General features: G+C 51.2%; 15 protein-coding genes. All 15 read left to right on the plus strand.

Going from position 1 to position 15,076, the window contains the following annotated elements; translation table 11 throughout:
* Window positions 1–28 precede the first annotated feature (28 nt).
* The 15 genes from sdaAB to glgA all read left to right on the plus strand — a co-directional run bounded on the left by sdaAB (window position 29) and on the right by glgA (window position 14,839).
* Window positions 29–712, plus strand: a complete 684-nt coding sequence (gene sdaAB, locus DWX26_RS07960) for an L-serine ammonia-lyase, iron-sulfur-dependent subunit beta (RefSeq protein ID WP_055218253.1) — start codon at window positions 29–31, stop codon at window positions 710–712.
* Window positions 702–1,574 carry an L-serine ammonia-lyase, iron-sulfur-dependent, subunit alpha gene (gene sdaAA / locus DWX26_RS07965; RefSeq protein ID WP_055228454.1) on the plus strand — a complete coding sequence of 291 codons (873 nt, stop codon included), beginning with the start codon at window positions 702–704 and terminating at the stop codon, window positions 1,572–1,574. The genes sdaAB and sdaAA overlap by 11 nt, the downstream gene beginning before the upstream one ends.
* 70 nt (window positions 1,575–1,644) lie before the next feature.
* Complete coding sequence (locus DWX26_RS07970; RefSeq protein ID WP_022463352.1) at window positions 1,645–2,037, plus strand: Asp23/Gls24 family envelope stress response protein; 393 nt, start codon at window positions 1,645–1,647, stop codon at window positions 2,035–2,037.
* Window positions 2,038–2,164: 127 nt separating this feature from the next.
* A complete protein-coding gene (gene nusB / locus DWX26_RS07975; protein ID WP_022463351.1) occupies window positions 2,165–2,602 on the plus strand; it encodes a transcription antitermination factor NusB in 438 nt (145 codons plus the stop codon).
* Window positions 2,592–3,818: an exodeoxyribonuclease VII large subunit gene (gene xseA / locus DWX26_RS07980; RefSeq protein ID WP_118601202.1), complete on the plus strand. Its 1,227-nt coding sequence runs from the start codon at window positions 2,592–2,594 to the stop codon at window positions 3,816–3,818. Before nusB ends, xseA begins: the two co-directional genes overlap by 11 nt.
* A 22-nt stretch (window positions 3,819–3,840) precedes the next feature.
* Window positions 3,841–4,086: an exodeoxyribonuclease VII small subunit gene (gene xseB, locus DWX26_RS07985; protein ID WP_226906307.1), complete on the plus strand. Its 246-nt coding sequence runs from the start codon at window positions 3,841–3,843 to the stop codon at window positions 4,084–4,086.
* Window positions 4,064–4,978, plus strand: coding sequence for a polyprenyl synthetase family protein (locus DWX26_RS07990; RefSeq protein WP_330422993.1), 915 nt, complete (start codon window positions 4,064–4,066; stop codon window positions 4,976–4,978). The genes xseB and DWX26_RS07990 overlap by 23 nt, the downstream gene beginning before the upstream one ends.
* A gap of 11 nt (window positions 4,979–4,989) precedes the next feature.
* On the plus strand, window positions 4,990–6,867 hold the full coding sequence (dxs, locus tag DWX26_RS07995; RefSeq protein ID WP_022463347.1) for a 1-deoxy-D-xylulose-5-phosphate synthase: 1,878 nt from the start codon (window positions 4,990–4,992) through the stop codon (window positions 6,865–6,867).
* Entirely contained in the window at window positions 6,864–7,673 is an 810-nt protein-coding gene (locus tag DWX26_RS08000) for a TlyA family RNA methyltransferase (RefSeq protein ID WP_022463346.1), read from the plus strand. The genes dxs and DWX26_RS08000 overlap by 4 nt, the downstream gene beginning before the upstream one ends.
* A 19-nt stretch (window positions 7,674–7,692) precedes the next feature.
* On the plus strand, window positions 7,693–8,550 hold the full coding sequence (locus DWX26_RS08005) for an NAD(+)/NADH kinase (protein WP_055218241.1): 858 nt from the start codon (window positions 7,693–7,695) through the stop codon (window positions 8,548–8,550).
* A 29-nt stretch (window positions 8,551–8,579) separates the two neighbouring features.
* A complete protein-coding gene (gene argR / locus DWX26_RS08010; RefSeq protein ID WP_055218239.1) occupies window positions 8,580–9,056 on the plus strand; it encodes an arginine repressor in 477 nt (158 codons plus the stop codon).
* A gap of 64 nt (window positions 9,057–9,120) precedes the next feature.
* The gene (gene recN, locus DWX26_RS08015; RefSeq protein WP_118601204.1) at window positions 9,121–10,812 is read left to right on the plus strand and encodes a DNA repair protein RecN; all 1,692 of its coding nucleotides are present in this window, start codon (window positions 9,121–9,123) and stop codon (window positions 10,810–10,812) included.
* Between the two features lie 165 nt (window positions 10,813–10,977).
* The gene (gene spoIVB / locus DWX26_RS08020; protein WP_070103244.1) at window positions 10,978–12,198 is read left to right on the plus strand and encodes a SpoIVB peptidase; all 1,221 of its coding nucleotides are present in this window, start codon (window positions 10,978–10,980) and stop codon (window positions 12,196–12,198) included.
* Between the two features lie 205 nt (window positions 12,199–12,403).
* Entirely contained in the window at window positions 12,404–13,204 is an 801-nt protein-coding gene (gene spo0A / locus DWX26_RS08025; RefSeq protein WP_055218233.1) for a sporulation transcription factor Spo0A, read from the plus strand.
* A gap of 192 nt (window positions 13,205–13,396) precedes the next feature.
* Window positions 13,397–14,839, plus strand: coding sequence for a glycogen synthase GlgA (gene glgA / locus DWX26_RS08030; RefSeq protein WP_118601205.1), 1,443 nt, complete (start codon window positions 13,397–13,399; stop codon window positions 14,837–14,839).
* The last annotated feature ends 237 nt before the right edge of the window (window positions 14,840–15,076 follow it).

Consider the following 15,076-nt stretch of genomic DNA (forward strand, 5'->3'; position numbering starts at 1 on the left):
GCGGGATGCCGCTTAAAAAGGAGAAGGAATGAACTTATTCGATATTCTGGGCCCTGTGATGGTCGGTCCGTCGAGTTCGCACACAGCGGGGGCAGTGCGGATTGGATGGATGACGCAGAAACTTCTCGGGGAACAGCCGGTGGAAGCAAAAATACTGATGTACGGTTCCTTTGCCGCAACGGGAAAGGGCCATGGAACGGACCGCGGTCTCGTCGCGGGTCTTCTCGGCATGCGGCCGGATGACGAGCGGATTCCGGACAGCTTTGAAATTGCCCGGAAGATGGGTCTTTCCTATTCATTCGGCATCGCCAATCTGACGAGTGCCCATCCGAACAGCGTCGTTCTGGAAGTAAAGGGAAAGAGCGGCCGGACGCTCGAGGTGCAGGCGTGCTCCCTTGGCGGCGGCCGTATCATGATCAACCGCCTCGACGGGCTGGATGTCAACTGCAGCTGCGAGATTCCGACCCTGATCGTCCACAATCTGGACCAGCCGGGCCACGTAGCCGAGGTTACGTCGATGCTGGCACATAAGTCAGTCAACATTGCGAATATGTCCCTCTACCGCGACAAGAGAGGCGGATCGGCCGTCATGGTCGTGGAGATGGATCAGCCGCTTCCCAAAGAGTCGCTGGAATGGCTGGAGCATCTTGAGGGCATTGTAAAGGTAACATACATCAACGTAACGGAAGGAGAAGAGGACGATGTCTTATAATTCACTGGAAGAAATTGTCCGAGAGTGCCAGGAAAAAGACCTGCCGTTTGATGAAGTCATCCTTCTGGACGATATGAATGAGAGAAATGTAAGCCGCGAAGAGTCCATTGAGACGATGCGCGGCATGTGGGAAGCCATGAAAGGCGCTGAACGGAATTATGACGGTTCGCTGCAGTCGAGAAGCGGTCTTGTGGGCGGCGCCGGAAAGACGATGCGCGCGTATGTCGAGAGCGGGAACACGCTCTGCGGACCGTTTGTCGGAAAAGTTATGGCATCTGCACTTGCGATGGGTGAGTCAAACGCCTGCATGAAGCGGATCGTTGCAGCACCGACCGCAGGAGCGTGCGGTGTGCTTCCGGCTGTGCTCGTGAATTACCAGAAAGAGAAGGGGACAGCGGATGAGCAGATCGTGCGTGCGCTCTACACGGCAGCCGGTATCGGCCAGGTCGTTGCGGCGCGGGCCTACATTGCGGGCGCTTCCGGCGGCTGCCAGGCCGAAATCGGAACAGCAAGCGCGATGGCGGCAGGCGCACTGACCGCACTTGGCGGCGGCACTCCGTCCCAGATCACGCATGCGGCAGCGATGGCATTAAAGAACCTGCTCGGTCTCGTGTGTGACCCGGTCGGCGGTCTTGTCGAGGTCCCGTGCGTCAAACGGAATGTGATCGGTTCCGTGAATGCACTTTCTGCGGCGGACATGGCACTTGCGGGAATCATAAGCCGCATTCCGCCGGATCAGGTGATCGATGCGATGCGGGAAGTCGGCGACCAGATGCATCCGAGTCTGCGCGAAACCGGCCAGGGCGGCCTTGCCAACACGCCGGCAGCACGCGAGTGGTGCGCGGCACAGGAAGAAGAATAAAAAAAACTTTTATTTTCGGAAAACTTTTGGTATAATAAAGGAAAGTCAGCCAAGGAGGAGGTTCTTTAAGATGGCAGAGGCAAAAATTCAGAAAAGAAACACTTATACGATATATGATGACGAAGGAATCGGAACCGTGCAGATTGCAGACGAGGTGGTAGCTATTATCGCAGGACTTGCGGCAACGGAAGTGGACGGGGTAGCCTCCATGGCCGGAAATATTACCAACGAATTAGTCAGCAAGCTTGGCATGAAAAATCTTTCCAAGGGTGTCAAAGTTGATGTACTCGACGGCGTTGTCTGCGTGGATCTTGCCCTCAATCTCAAATATGGATACGAGATTCCGGCAACCTGCAAAAACGTACAGGAAAAAGTAAAAACAGCGATCGAGAATATGACAGGCCTGGAAGTTTCCGATGTCAATGTAGCCATTGCAGGCGTGAATATGGAACAGACGAAATAAAAAACAACGAACCGCGAGGGAATAAGGCGACCCCTTACAACCCCGCGGTTCTTGTTAACTATTCAGAGCCAGATGAAATGGAAGAAAAATAGTTAATTAACTATACAGGAAGGAATTAAAACAGACAATGAACAGAAGCAAACTTCGCGAAAATATTTTTAAACTTCTCTATACCGCAGAGTTCCAGGAGAAAGAGGAGATGCCGCAGCAGATGTCTCTTTACTTTACGTACTCTGACGACAACGACGAGGATGAAGAAGTAACCGTAAGCGAAAAAGATCAGACCTATATGGAAGAGAAATACCATCATGTGACCGAGCACATCCCGGAAATCGACGAGATGCTGAACCGTACTTCCGAGGGCTGGAAAACGACCCGTATGGGAAAAGTAGACCTGGCGATCCTGCGTCTTGCCGTTTACGAGATGAAATTCGACGAGGACGTTCCGGTCGGTGTAGCCATCAACGAGGCCGTTGAGCTGGCAAAACGCTTCGGCAGAGACCAGTCTCCGTCCTTTATCAACGGTATTCTTGGAAAACTGGCAAGAGAAGAAGATGAGAAATAAAAATCAGAATGTTTACACCGTAGGCCAGGTCAATTCATACATCAAAAACATCTTTGACCAGGACTATATGCTCCGCCGGATTTACGTCAGCGGAGAAGTAAGCAACTGTAAATACCATCCGTCCGGCCACATCTATTTTTCCTTAAAAGATGCGGAAGGAACCATTTCCTGTGTCATGTTCGCCGGTTCGCGGCGCGGCCTTGCCTTCCCGATGCGGGACGGCGATAACGTGATTGTCGGCGGCAGCATCAGCGTCTATGAGCGGGACGGAAAGTATCAGATCTATGCAAAAGAGATCACAAAAGAGGGCGCCGGCCTTTTATACGAAAAGTATCTGGCCCTAAAAGCAGAACTGGAAGAGATGGGCATGTTTGCCCCGGAGTACAAGCAGCCGATTCCTGCGTATGTAAAGAAAATCGGCGTTGTCACAGCACCGACGGGAGCTGCTGTGCAGGATATCAAAAACATTGCACTCCGCCGGAATCCCTTTGTCCAGATCATCCTCTACCCGGCCCTGGTGCAGGGAGAGGGAGCGGCGGACAGTATCGTGGAGGGCATACGCCGTCTGGACGCACTGAATCTGGATGTGCTGATCGTGGGCCGCGGAGGCGGTTCGATCGAGGATCTTTGGGCGTTCAATGAGGAAAAAGTAGCGCGTGCCGTTTTTTCCTGCCATACGCCGGTGATCTCCGCCGTCGGCCATGAGACCGACACAACGATCATCGATTTCGTGGCAGATCTGCGCGCCCCGACCCCGTCCGCAGCGGCGGAGCTGGCGGTCGCTGATGTCCGCGCGGTACTCAACACACTGGAAAATTATAAAAGCCGCATGAACCATGTGATGGCAAACCAGACGCAGAGAGCGAGAAGCCGCCTTCTGCAGTACGAGACAAAGTGGAAGTATCTCGGACCGGAAAATAAGATCCGTGACCAGAGAGCACGCCACGCCGAGCTGGAGCGTCGGTATACAGATGCGATGGAAGAAAAGCTCAAAGAAGCGCGCCACCGCCTTGCCCTTTACATTCAGGCGATGAAGGGTCTGTCCCCGCTGGACAAGCTGAACCAGGGCTATTCCTACGTGGAAAAAGAAGGAAAAGCCATCACTTCGGTGCAGGATGTCAAAGAAGGTGATCTGCTCGAAATCTGTGTATCAGACGGAAAGATCACAGCGCGCGCAGAGAAGACATCGGCCGTATCCTGGATGGAACAATCGTGAAAAAGCAGAGAATCGAGAAAACATGGGAAATATGGAAGCAGAAGAGAGAAAAGAAGAAGGAACCCCTTCCGGTGAGACACTGGAAGCAGCATTTGGAAAACTGGATCAGATGCTCGAAACGCTGGAGAGCAGCGATGTCAGCCTGGAAGACTCCTTTCGTTTATACAAGGAGGGAATGGAGCTTTTGAATGAATGCAGTCAGAAAATTGACCGCGTCGAGAAAAAAATGCTCCAGATGAATGAGGATGGAACATTCAGAGAATTTTAAAGCGGTACTCGAAGAAAAAACGCGGGAAACGGAAAGTATCATTGCCGCTTACCTGCCGAAAGAGGAAGGCTTTGCAAAGGAACTGGCAAAAGCCATGAATTACAGTATGACAGCGGGCGGAAAGAGGCTTCGTCCGCTGCTTTTGCAGGAGAGTTTCCGTCTGTTCGGCGGAACCGGGGAGGCAGTAAAACCATTTATGGCAGCCATGGAGATGATTCACACCCATTCCCTGATCCACGATGATCTCCCTGCGATCGACAACGACGATTACCGCCGCGGCAGAAAAACGACCCATGTCGTCTTCGGGGAGGCCGTCGGCGTGCTGGCAGGAGACGCCCTTTTAAACTATGCATACGAGACAGCCTGGAAAGCCTTTCCACTGGAGGAGCACACCGACCGCGTAGTGCGTGCTTTTGGCATTCTCTGTCAGAAAACCGGAATTTCCGGCATGTTGGGCGGTCAGAGTGTTGACGTGATGAATGAAAAAGCCGGCCATTTCGCCATCGACCGTGAGATGCTGGACTACATTTACGAGAACAAGACTTCGGCGCTTTTAGAGGCTGCCATGATGGCAGGTGCGGCACTTGCAGGAGCAAACGACGATGATCTTGACGCGCTCTGCCGGATTGCCTCCAAAGTCGGAATCGCGTTCCAGATCCGGGACGACATCCTGGATGTCACATCCACGATGGAGGAGCTTGGAAAGCCGGTTTTCAGCGATGAAAAGAATGAAAAAACAACGTATGTGACGCTGTTTGGCACAGACGGGGCGGAGCAGGAGGTAAAACGGCTCACGAAAGAGGCCGTAGACGAACTGAAAAATCTGTCCTGTCCGGGAGATAAAATATTTCTGGAAGAGCTGTTTGAATCTCTGACTTCCAGAAAAAAGTAAGGGATGATTTCATGTTAGAAAAAATACAGAAACCAAACGATATTAAGAAGATTCCGGCGGACCAGCTTCCGGCGCTTGCAGAGGAAATCCGGGAATTTATTATCGAGTCTTTGAGTAAAACCGGCGGCCATCTGGCGTCCAATCTTGGTGTCGTGGAACTGACGATTGCGATGCACCGCGTCTTCGATCTTCCAAAAGACAAGCTGATCTGGGATGTGGGACACCAGTCCTACACGCACAAGATTCTGACCGGGCGGAAAGACGGGTTTGAAACGCTGCGCCGGGAAGGCGGCATCAGCGGATTCCCGAAGCGGAGCGAGAGTGACTGCGATGTATTCGACACCGGCCACAGCTCGACCTCGATTTCCGCAGGCGTCGGCTATGTGCGTGCACGGGAACTGAAAAAAGAAAATTATTCCGTTATTTCGATCATCGGAGATGGTGCGCTGACCGGCGGCATGGCGTACGAGGCGCTGAACAATGCGGCCAGCCTGAAATCGAATTTTATTATCGTTTTAAATGACAACGAAATGTCGATCACCGAGAATGTCGGCGGTATGTCATCGTACCTGTCCGGCCTTCGGACGGCATCGGCGTACACGGATTTCAAGATGGATGTCACAAAGGCATTGAACCGCATTCCGGGCATCGGACCTGGCATGGTGGATGCGATGCGGAAGACGAAAAGCAGCATCAAACAGATCATCATTCCGGGCATGCTGTTTGAGGATATGGGACTTACGTATTTAGGTCCTGTGGACGGCCACAACATTCCGCAGCTGATCAAGACCTTCCAGGAAGCAAAACGGTTTGAAGGACCGATTCTGGTGCATGTCCTGACACAGAAGGGCCGCGGCTATGAGCCGGCGATGCGCCACCCGGCAAGATTCCACGGTGCGGGTCCGTTCGATGTGAAAACAGGATTGCCGGTTGGAAAATCCAATCCGACGTACACGGATGTCTTTTCCACGGTCATGCGGAAAATGGGAGATCGAAGAAAGGATGTTGCGGCAGTCACGGCGGCGATGATGACCGGTGTCGGACTGAAACGCTTCTCCAACATGTTCCCGGACCGCTGTTTCGATGTGGGAATCGCAGAAGAGCACGCGGTGACATTTGCAGCGGCACTGTCACTCGGCGGCATTACGCCTGTCGTTGCGATTTATTCTTCATTCCTGCAGCGGGCGTACGATCAGATCATGCATGACGTTTGTATGCAGAATCTCCATGTCGTCTTTGCGATTGACCGCGCCGGTCTTGTGGGCTACGACGGGGAGACACACCACGGCATTTTCGACCTTTCCTATCTGGGTTCGATGCCGAATATGACAATTCTTGCACCGAAGAACCTCTGGGAGCTTTCGGATATGATCAAATTTGCGGTCGATTACGACGGCCCGATCGCGGTGCGCTACCCGAGAGGGGAAGCGTATACGGGATTAAAAGAGTTCCGTGCGCCCATCTGCCTCGGAAAATCAGAAGTGATCCATGAGGGAAGCCGTGTTGCACTTCTTGCCGTCGGCAGTATGGTAAAAATGGCAGAAGAAGTGCAGAAACAGTTAAAAGAGCGGATGGATATGGATGCGGCGCTTGTGAATGCGCGGTTCGTCAAACCAATCGATGAAGAACTTCTTCGAAGCTTTGCCGATACGTATGAGCTTGTCGTAACACTCGAGGAAAATGTAAAAGACGGCGGCTTTGGAGAGCGCGTCCTTGCTTTTGCCGAGGAAGAAGACCTTCCGTTCGGCGTGGAGATCATTGCACTGCCGGACCGCTTTATTCCGCACGGAAGTGTATCATACCAGATGAAACAGGTCGGCTTTACGCCGGAAGATATCTGCGGCAGAATTGAGGAATACTACAGAAAACGGGGGCAGGAAGAAAGATGAAAAAACGATTAGATGTATTACTGGTAGAACGGGGCCTTGCCACATCGCGGGAAAAAGCGAAAGCCATGATTATGGCAGGAGAAGTTCTGGTGGACAATGAGCGGGAGGACAAAGCCGGTTCCATGTTCCCGGAAGAAGTGGAGATTGTCTTAAAAGGAAAACCACTGCCGTATGTGAGCCGCGGCGGCTTAAAATTAGAGAAAGCAATGAAAAACTTTAACCTTACCCTGGATGGAAAGGTCTGCATGGATGTCGGAGCATCCACCGGCGGCTTTACTGACTGTATGCTGCAGAACGGCGCCGTCAAGGTATATTCCGTGGATGTCGGCCACGGCCAGCTCGACTGGAAGCTGCGGAACGATCCGCGCGTTGTCTGTATGGAGCGCACGAACATCCGTTACGTCGTGACGGAGGATATCGAGGAGAGACCGTCCTTCGTATCGATCGACGTATCGTTTATCTCCCTGACCAAGGTGCTGCTTCCGGTCCGGAATCTGATGGAAGAGAACGGCGAAATTGCAGCTCTGATCAAGCCGCAGTTTGAGGCAGGACGCGAAAAAGTCGGCAAAAAAGGTGTTGTCCGTGATCCGGCTGTACACAAAGAAGTCATTGAGATGGTCATTTCCTATGCGAAAAGCATTTCCTTCGGCGTGCGCCATCTGGAATTTTCTCCGATCAAAGGACCGGAGGGAAATATCGAGTATCTCGTTCACCTTGTCCGGCTGCCGGACGGCGTGACAGAGGAAGAGACCAATGTCGATGTAGACGCCGTTGTAAAGAGCGCACACGATACACTGGATAAATAAAAGGGTTAAGGAGCATGATATGGAGCGATTTTACCTGATCACAAACAGAGCAAAAGACCCGGACCTTACCGTGACAGACCAGATCAGGCAATATCTGGAGGAGCGCGGAAAAACGTGTCTTCTCTGCGATAACAGCGAAAAAGGGGAAAAATACCATTATACGGATCCGGCGAAGGTTCCGTCAGATATCGACGGCATTCTGGTGCTCGGTGGTGACGGCACGCTTCTGCAGGCAGCAGGCGACGTGGTGGATTTACAGATTCCACTGCTCGGCATCAATCTGGGAACGCTCGGCTATCTTGCGGAAATCGACCGTGACACGCTTTATCTGGCGCTGGATCATTTGATGGCGGATGAGTATACGATTGAGCACCGCATGATGCTCTGCGGATCGATTTACCGAGACGGAAAGCTGATTGCGGAGGACGCGGCACTCAACGACATTACGATCACCCGTGAGGGAAACCTGCGTGTCGTCCGGTTCGACAATTACGTCAACGGGGAGTTTTTAAATTCCTACAGCGCCGATGGCATCATCATCGCAACGCCGACCGGTTCGACCGGCTACAGCCTCTCCGCGGGCGGCCCGATCATCTCACCGTCAGCCAGCCTGATGCTGATGACACCGCTTGCCCCGCACACCCTGAATACGAGAAGCATTGTCTTTCCGGCAGAGGATGTGATCGAGGTGGAGCTCGGGCCTTCGAGAGACGGCGGCATTGAACAGGGCATGGCATATTTTGACGGCGACACCCGCGTTCCGATGAAAACCGGCGACCGGATCGTGATCAAAAAGGCCAGACGGGATACTCTGATTGTGAAAATCAGCAACATCAGTTTTCTGGAGACATTAAGAAAGAAAATGGCAAACATTTAAGATATAGTTACTGGGGAAGGATGCTTGAAATGAAAATCGCGAGACATGCACAGATTATCAAATTAATTAACCAATATGATATTGAAACACAGGAGGAGCTGGCAAAGAAGCTGGAGGAGAGCGGCTTTGCCGTAACGCAGGCGACGATTTCGAGGGATATCCGCCAGCTGAAGCTCACAAAAGTACCAAAAGAGAACGGCGGAAGCCGCTATGCGGTTCTGCAGAACGCACCGTCCGAGGTTGGGAGCCGCTATGCGCGCGTGTTAAAAGACGCGTTTATTTCTGTTGATCTTGCCAAGAATATTCTGGTCATCAAAACCGTGTCTGGAATGGCGATGGCGGCGGCAGCGGCTTTCGATGAGATGAACTGGAATGAAATTGTCGGCTGCATCGGCGGAGACGATACGATTCTCTGCGTGGCAAGAGACGATGATGCGGCGCTTGTGGCAGCAGAACGACTGAAAAAAATGGTGGACGGCATGGAGGAGACGGGCGAAGAGTTCTAAAGAACGCACGTCTCTGCAAAAAGAGACAAAAAGATGACAGCAGGTGTGACACCGGAGGAAAAGAATGCTCACAAACTTACACGTAAAAAATCTGGCCCTGATCGACGAAGCGGAAGTGGAGTTCGGTCCGGGCCTGAATATACTGACCGGAGAAACCGGAGCCGGAAAATCCATCCTGATCGGTTCGATCAACGCGGCGCTTGGAAAGAAGATATCCCGCGAGATGATCCGGACGGGAGAGACAAGCGCGCTGGTGGAACTGGTCTTTGAAACCGAAAATCCGCATGTGCTGGAGCTGTTAAAAGAGATGGATCTCGAGGCGGAGGAGGGACAGGTGATTATTTCCAGAAAGATCACCGGATCCCGCAGCGTCTGCCGCATCAACGGCGAGGCATGCAATATCTCGCAGGTAAAAGCTCTTGCGTCCCTGCTGCTCGACATCCACGGCCAGCATGAGCACCAGTCGCTGCTCTATCCGGACCGGCAGATCGCGATTCTTGACGCGTTTGCGGGAACCGAGGCGGCCGCGGCAAAGGGAGAGGTCCGGGCGCTGTACCAGGAGTGGAAGAATGTCCGAAAGGAGCTCTCGGCGTACGAACTCGACGAGGAGGCAAGAAAGCGGGAGACAGCATTTCTTACGTTTGAAATCAACGAGATTGATCAGGCAGAGCTAAAAGAGGGCGAGGACGAAGCGTTGGAAACTGCGTACCGGAAAATGGGCCATGCGAAAAAGATCGCGGAATCTCTGCAGACGGTATATGCGATCACCGGCTACGGTGCAGAGAACAGCGCTGGGGAGCAGGTCGGCCGCGCAATCCGGGAGCTACAGCAGGCCGCGGTGTACGACGATGCACTTTCCGGTCCGTCGCAGACCCTTTCCGATATTGACGGACTGCTGAATGATTTCAACCGCGAAATTTCCGCATATCTTTCCGAACTGACCTTTTCTGAAGAAGAGTATTACGAGACGGAAAAGCGGCTCGATGAGATCAACCGCCTGAAAGCAAAGTATGGAAAGACGATGGAAGAGATCACCGCATATCGCGAAGAACAGCAGAAAAAACTGGAAAAACTGGAAAACTTTGAGAGCTGCCGTGCCGCACTGCAGGAGCAGTTACAGAAAACGGAGCAGAAACTGGATGCGGCCGCACATAATCTGTCCAAAATCCGCAGAAACTATGCAAAACGGCTCGAAACACAGATTATCGAAGGTCTGCGCGACCTGAATTTCCTGCATGTCGCATTTGAAATTTCATTTGAAAAGACAAAAAGCTACACCGAAAACGGAACCGATGCTGTGGAGTTCTTAATCTCCACAAACCCGGGCGAAGCGATCCGTCCGCTGGCGAAAGTTGTTTCCGGCGGTGAACTGTCGCGAATCATGCTTGCAATCAAGACGATTCTTGCCGACCGCGACGAGACAGAAACCCTGATTTTCGATGAAATCGACACCGGAATCAGCGGAAGGACGGCGCAGAAGGTTTCCGAAAAAATGGCACAGATCGGGCAGCGCCATCAGGTCATCTGCATCACCCATCTGCCGCAGATCGCAGCGATGGCAGATTCTCATTTTGAAATCGAAAAAAACGTCGAAGAAAACGAGACCGTCACATCGATCCATCCATTATCCGAGGAAGATTCTGTCAGAGAACTGGCAAGAATGCTCGGCGGCGCGAAAATTACGGATTCTGTTCTGGCAAATGCCAGCGAGATGAAGGAATTGGCACAGGTACAAAAATCTGCAAGACTCAAATAAAGAGAAGTCCGCATACTAAGAGGGAAATCACGAAACAAAGCGTGGTTTCCCTCTTTTTCGCGGGCGGCGAGTCAAAGTCCGTGCCTGCACGAGAACTTGACGACCGCCGCGAAAACAAAAGAAATGCCGCAGTTCTGCCCTGCGGCGGAAAGGATGGGAATGCAAATGACGAGAAAACAAAAATACCGAAGAGTCCTGCTTGCGCTGGCGGCGCTGTTTCTGATCCTCGCCGTTCTTCTTGGCTACGATGCCATGCGCGAATCCCTGCCGGATACGATGTATGTGGATGAGAACAGCGAAAGCCCGTTTCAGCCGCTCACGAAACATCCGCTTCTGACGATTTCGGAAGATACGAAGGAAGCAGAAAAAACCGAATTCGGAGAAACGGGTGAAACGGTTGTAGAATGTTCCGCCGCCGGGATCCCGCTGAAAAAGATCCGTGTGATCCAGGAAGAACGGCCGAAAGTTGCCGTCTGCGGCGCGCCGGTCGGTATCTATATGGAGACCGACGGTGTGATGGTGATCCGTACAGCCGAAATCCGTTCGTCCGACGGAACCGTCAGCCGTCCGTCAGAAAATATTCTGCGGGAAGGCGACTATATCACAAAAGTAAACGGACAGAGCATCCGCAGCAAGCAGGAGCTGATTGATGCAGTAAAAGTATCAAACGGTTCCCCGGTGTGTCTTTCCCTGCTTCGGGACGGGGAAACGATCGAAGTGCAGGTGACACCGCAGAAAAGCCAGGACGGCACCTGCCGCCTCGGGGCCTGGGTCCGCGACAATATGCAGGGAATCGGAACACTGACTTTCGTGGAACCGGACGGAACCTTTGCAGCGCTCGGCCATGGAATCAGTGATGTCGATACCGGAAAAATGCTCCAATTGAACGGCGGAGAACTGTATCTGACACAGATTCTGTCTGTGATCCCGGGAAAAGCGGGTGTACCGGGTGAACTGCAGGGTGTGATCCATTACGAAGAAAAGAACCGTATCGGATCAGTGGCGGAGAATACCATCTACGGTATCCACGGCGTTCTGGACAGGGAAAAAAGCAGTGCACTGCCGCTTACCGTGACGGAAATTGCCTATCGGCAGGAGATCGAGACGGGCCCGGCCACCGTGCGGATGTGCGTGGACAATACAGTAGAAGAGTATGAGGCGGAGATTACAGAAATCGATCTTGGAAGCGAGAATACGAACAAAAATTTTGTGCTCGAAATTACCGATCAACGGCTGCTACAGAAAACCGGCGGCATCGTACAGGGAAATTCCGGCTCGCCGGTGCTCCAGAACGGAAGGCTGATCGGCGCCATTACCCATGTTTTCGTAAACCATCCAGAAAAAGGCTACGGTGTCTTTGCGGAAAATATGCTTGCACGGAACTGAAAAATATGCGTTAATTTGGTTGAAATTGTTACAAACTTCCGAATTTTTACGGAAAATGTCGATCGAATTTTCAAAAAATTACGGGAAATATATTGAAAATGCGAAAAAATAAAATTATAATGTCTGTGTGATTGGAAAAAGTTCAGAAGAAAACGGATGCAGTGAAATTCCGGAAAGACTATGAGTTTTTGCAAAGGAGAGCTTTATGGAAAAGATCAACATTGCCATCGCGGATGATAACGAACGCATGCAGGAAATGCTTGGGAACGTCATAAAACAGGATGACACGCTTGAACTGATCGGGCAGACCGGAAACGGAAATGATATCTACAGTATCATCCGCGACAAAGAACCGGACGTCGTACTGCTTGACATTTTCATGCCGAAGATGGATGGTCTGACTGTAATGGAGAAAGTCAATGAGGATAAAAATCTGAAAAAAAGACCTGCCTTTATCGTTGTCTCCGCCGTAGGAGAGGAGAGGATCACCGAAGATGCGTTCCGGCTCGGCGCTTACTATTACGTCTTAAAACCGTTCGACAACGAAACTCTTCTGAACCGGATCAAAGCAACAAAAGGAATGACAGCAGTAAGAAGATACCATCCAAGAAATTTTACAAACCCCGGAAAAGAGCCGATCTGTCCGCCGGAAAACAGTCTGGAAATCGATGTGACAAATATGATCCACGAGATCGGCGTTCCTGCCCATATCAAAGGATACCAGTACCTGCGCGATGCGATTCTGCTTTCCGTAGAGGACACGGAAATGCTCAATTCCATTACCAAGATTCTCTATCCGACCATCGCGAAACGCCACCAGACAACGTCAAGTCGTGTCGAGCGTGCCATCCGCCATGCGATTGAAGTGGCCTGGAGCCGCGGCAAAATGGACACAATCGACGAGCTGTTCGGCTATACCGTGAACAACCGCAAGGGTAAACCGACAAATTCTGAATTTATTGCATTAATTGCAGATAAAATACGTCTTGAACTGAAAAATCAGTAAAAAGTAACAAAAAAATCCGAACAAACGGAGAAATTACAGAAGTTTAGACTTTTTTTTCTGGACAAAGTACGGTATAATACAGACAGGACGTTGATTATCCTTTCGCGTTTCATAGGATCGTGACAAAAAGGAAGGAATTACAGAAAAACAAAGATGCGATAATCAGCATGAAATTACAGGAGGATTCTTTTCATGAAAAATATTTTGTTCGTGGCTTCAGAGTGTGTACCGTTCATCAAAACAGGCGGTCTGGCGGATGTAGTAGGTTCTCTGCCGAAATACTTCCCGAAAGAGTATTTTGATGTGCGCGTGGTGATTCCAAAATACGCAGGAATCAAAGAACAGTTTAGAAATCAGATGCAGTATGTGACAAACTTCTACATGGATCTGAACTGGAGACAGCAGTATGTCGGCATTTTCGAGATGGAATATGAAGGCATCAAATTCTACTTTATCGACAACGAGGAGCATTTCGGAGGAAGCACTCCATATGCGGGCATGCCGTGGGATCTGGAAAAATTTGCTTACTTCAGTAAAGCAGCGCTTTCCATTTTACCGACCATCGGCTTCCGCCCGGATCTCATCCACTGCCACGACTGGCAGACCGGTCTCGTTCCGGTTTACCTGCACGAGCGTTTCCAGGCAGATGAATTCTATCGGGGAATCAAAACCGTCATGACGATCCACAACCTGAAATTCCAGGGCATCTGGGACCGCAAGACGATTCAGAGCATTACCGGCCTTTCCGACTACTACTTCACACCGGATAAGCTGGAGTTCAAACACGATGCCAGCTACTTGAAGGGCGGTCTGGTTTACGCAGATGCGATCACCACCGTCAGCAATACATACGCGCAGGAGATTCAGACCCCGTTCTATGGCGAAGGACTCGACGGTCTGATGTGTGCAAGAGCAAACGATCTGCGCGGTATTGTAAACGGACTCGACTACAATGAGTGGAACCCGGAGACAGACGCTCAGATTGCAAAGAATTTCAATGTAAAGAACTTCCGTAAAGAGAAAGTGAAAAATAAACTGGCACTGCAGGAGGAGTTAGGACTCGAGGTCAATCCGAAGACGATGATGATCGGTATCGTATCCCGGCTGACCGATCAGAAGGGCTTCGACCTCATCAGCTATATGATGGATGAGATGTGCCAGGATGCCGTACAGTTTGTGATCCTTGGAACCGGCGAGGAGCGCTACGAGAACATGTTCCGCCACTTCGCATGGAAATACGACAAGAAGGTTTCGGCAAACATCTACTATTCCGATGCAATGTCACACAAGATCTATGCATCCTGCGATGCCTTCTTGATGCCGTCCCTGTTTGAGCCATGCGGACTCTCCCAGCTCATGAGCCTCCGCTACGGAACCCTTCCGATCGTCCGCGAGACCGGCGGCCTCAAAGACACCGTAGAGCCGTACAATGAGTACGAGGGAACAGGAACTGGATTCAGCTTCACAAACTACAATGCGCATGAGATGATGGGTACCGTGCGGTACGCAGAGCGCATCTATTACGACAAAAAACGCGAGTGGAACAAGATGATCGACCGCGCAATGGTACAGGATTTCTCCTGGGCGAATTCCGCAAAACAGTACGAGGAAATGTACAACTGGCTGATCGGATAAGCTGGTCTGCATTCTGAAAAATAAGAAAAAAATCCCGAAATGGCAGAAGAGGAAAGAAAAGCCGTTTCGGGATTTTTTTGCAGTATTTTTGGGTTGCAGCAGGAGAGTGGAATATGCTACACTTGTGCATAAGGATATATTCGAAGCAGCTCCGGTGCAGAGGATTTGGGAGCTGAAAAAAGACACAAGAAAAACAGTTGACAACAAAGCAGATTTGTAATAGTATGTATACAGAAG

This window comes from Blautia sp. AF19-1 (genome assembly GCF_003479155.1).
Taxonomy (GTDB): domain Bacteria; phylum Bacillota; class Clostridia; order Lachnospirales; family Lachnospiraceae; genus Fusicatenibacter; species Fusicatenibacter saccharivorans.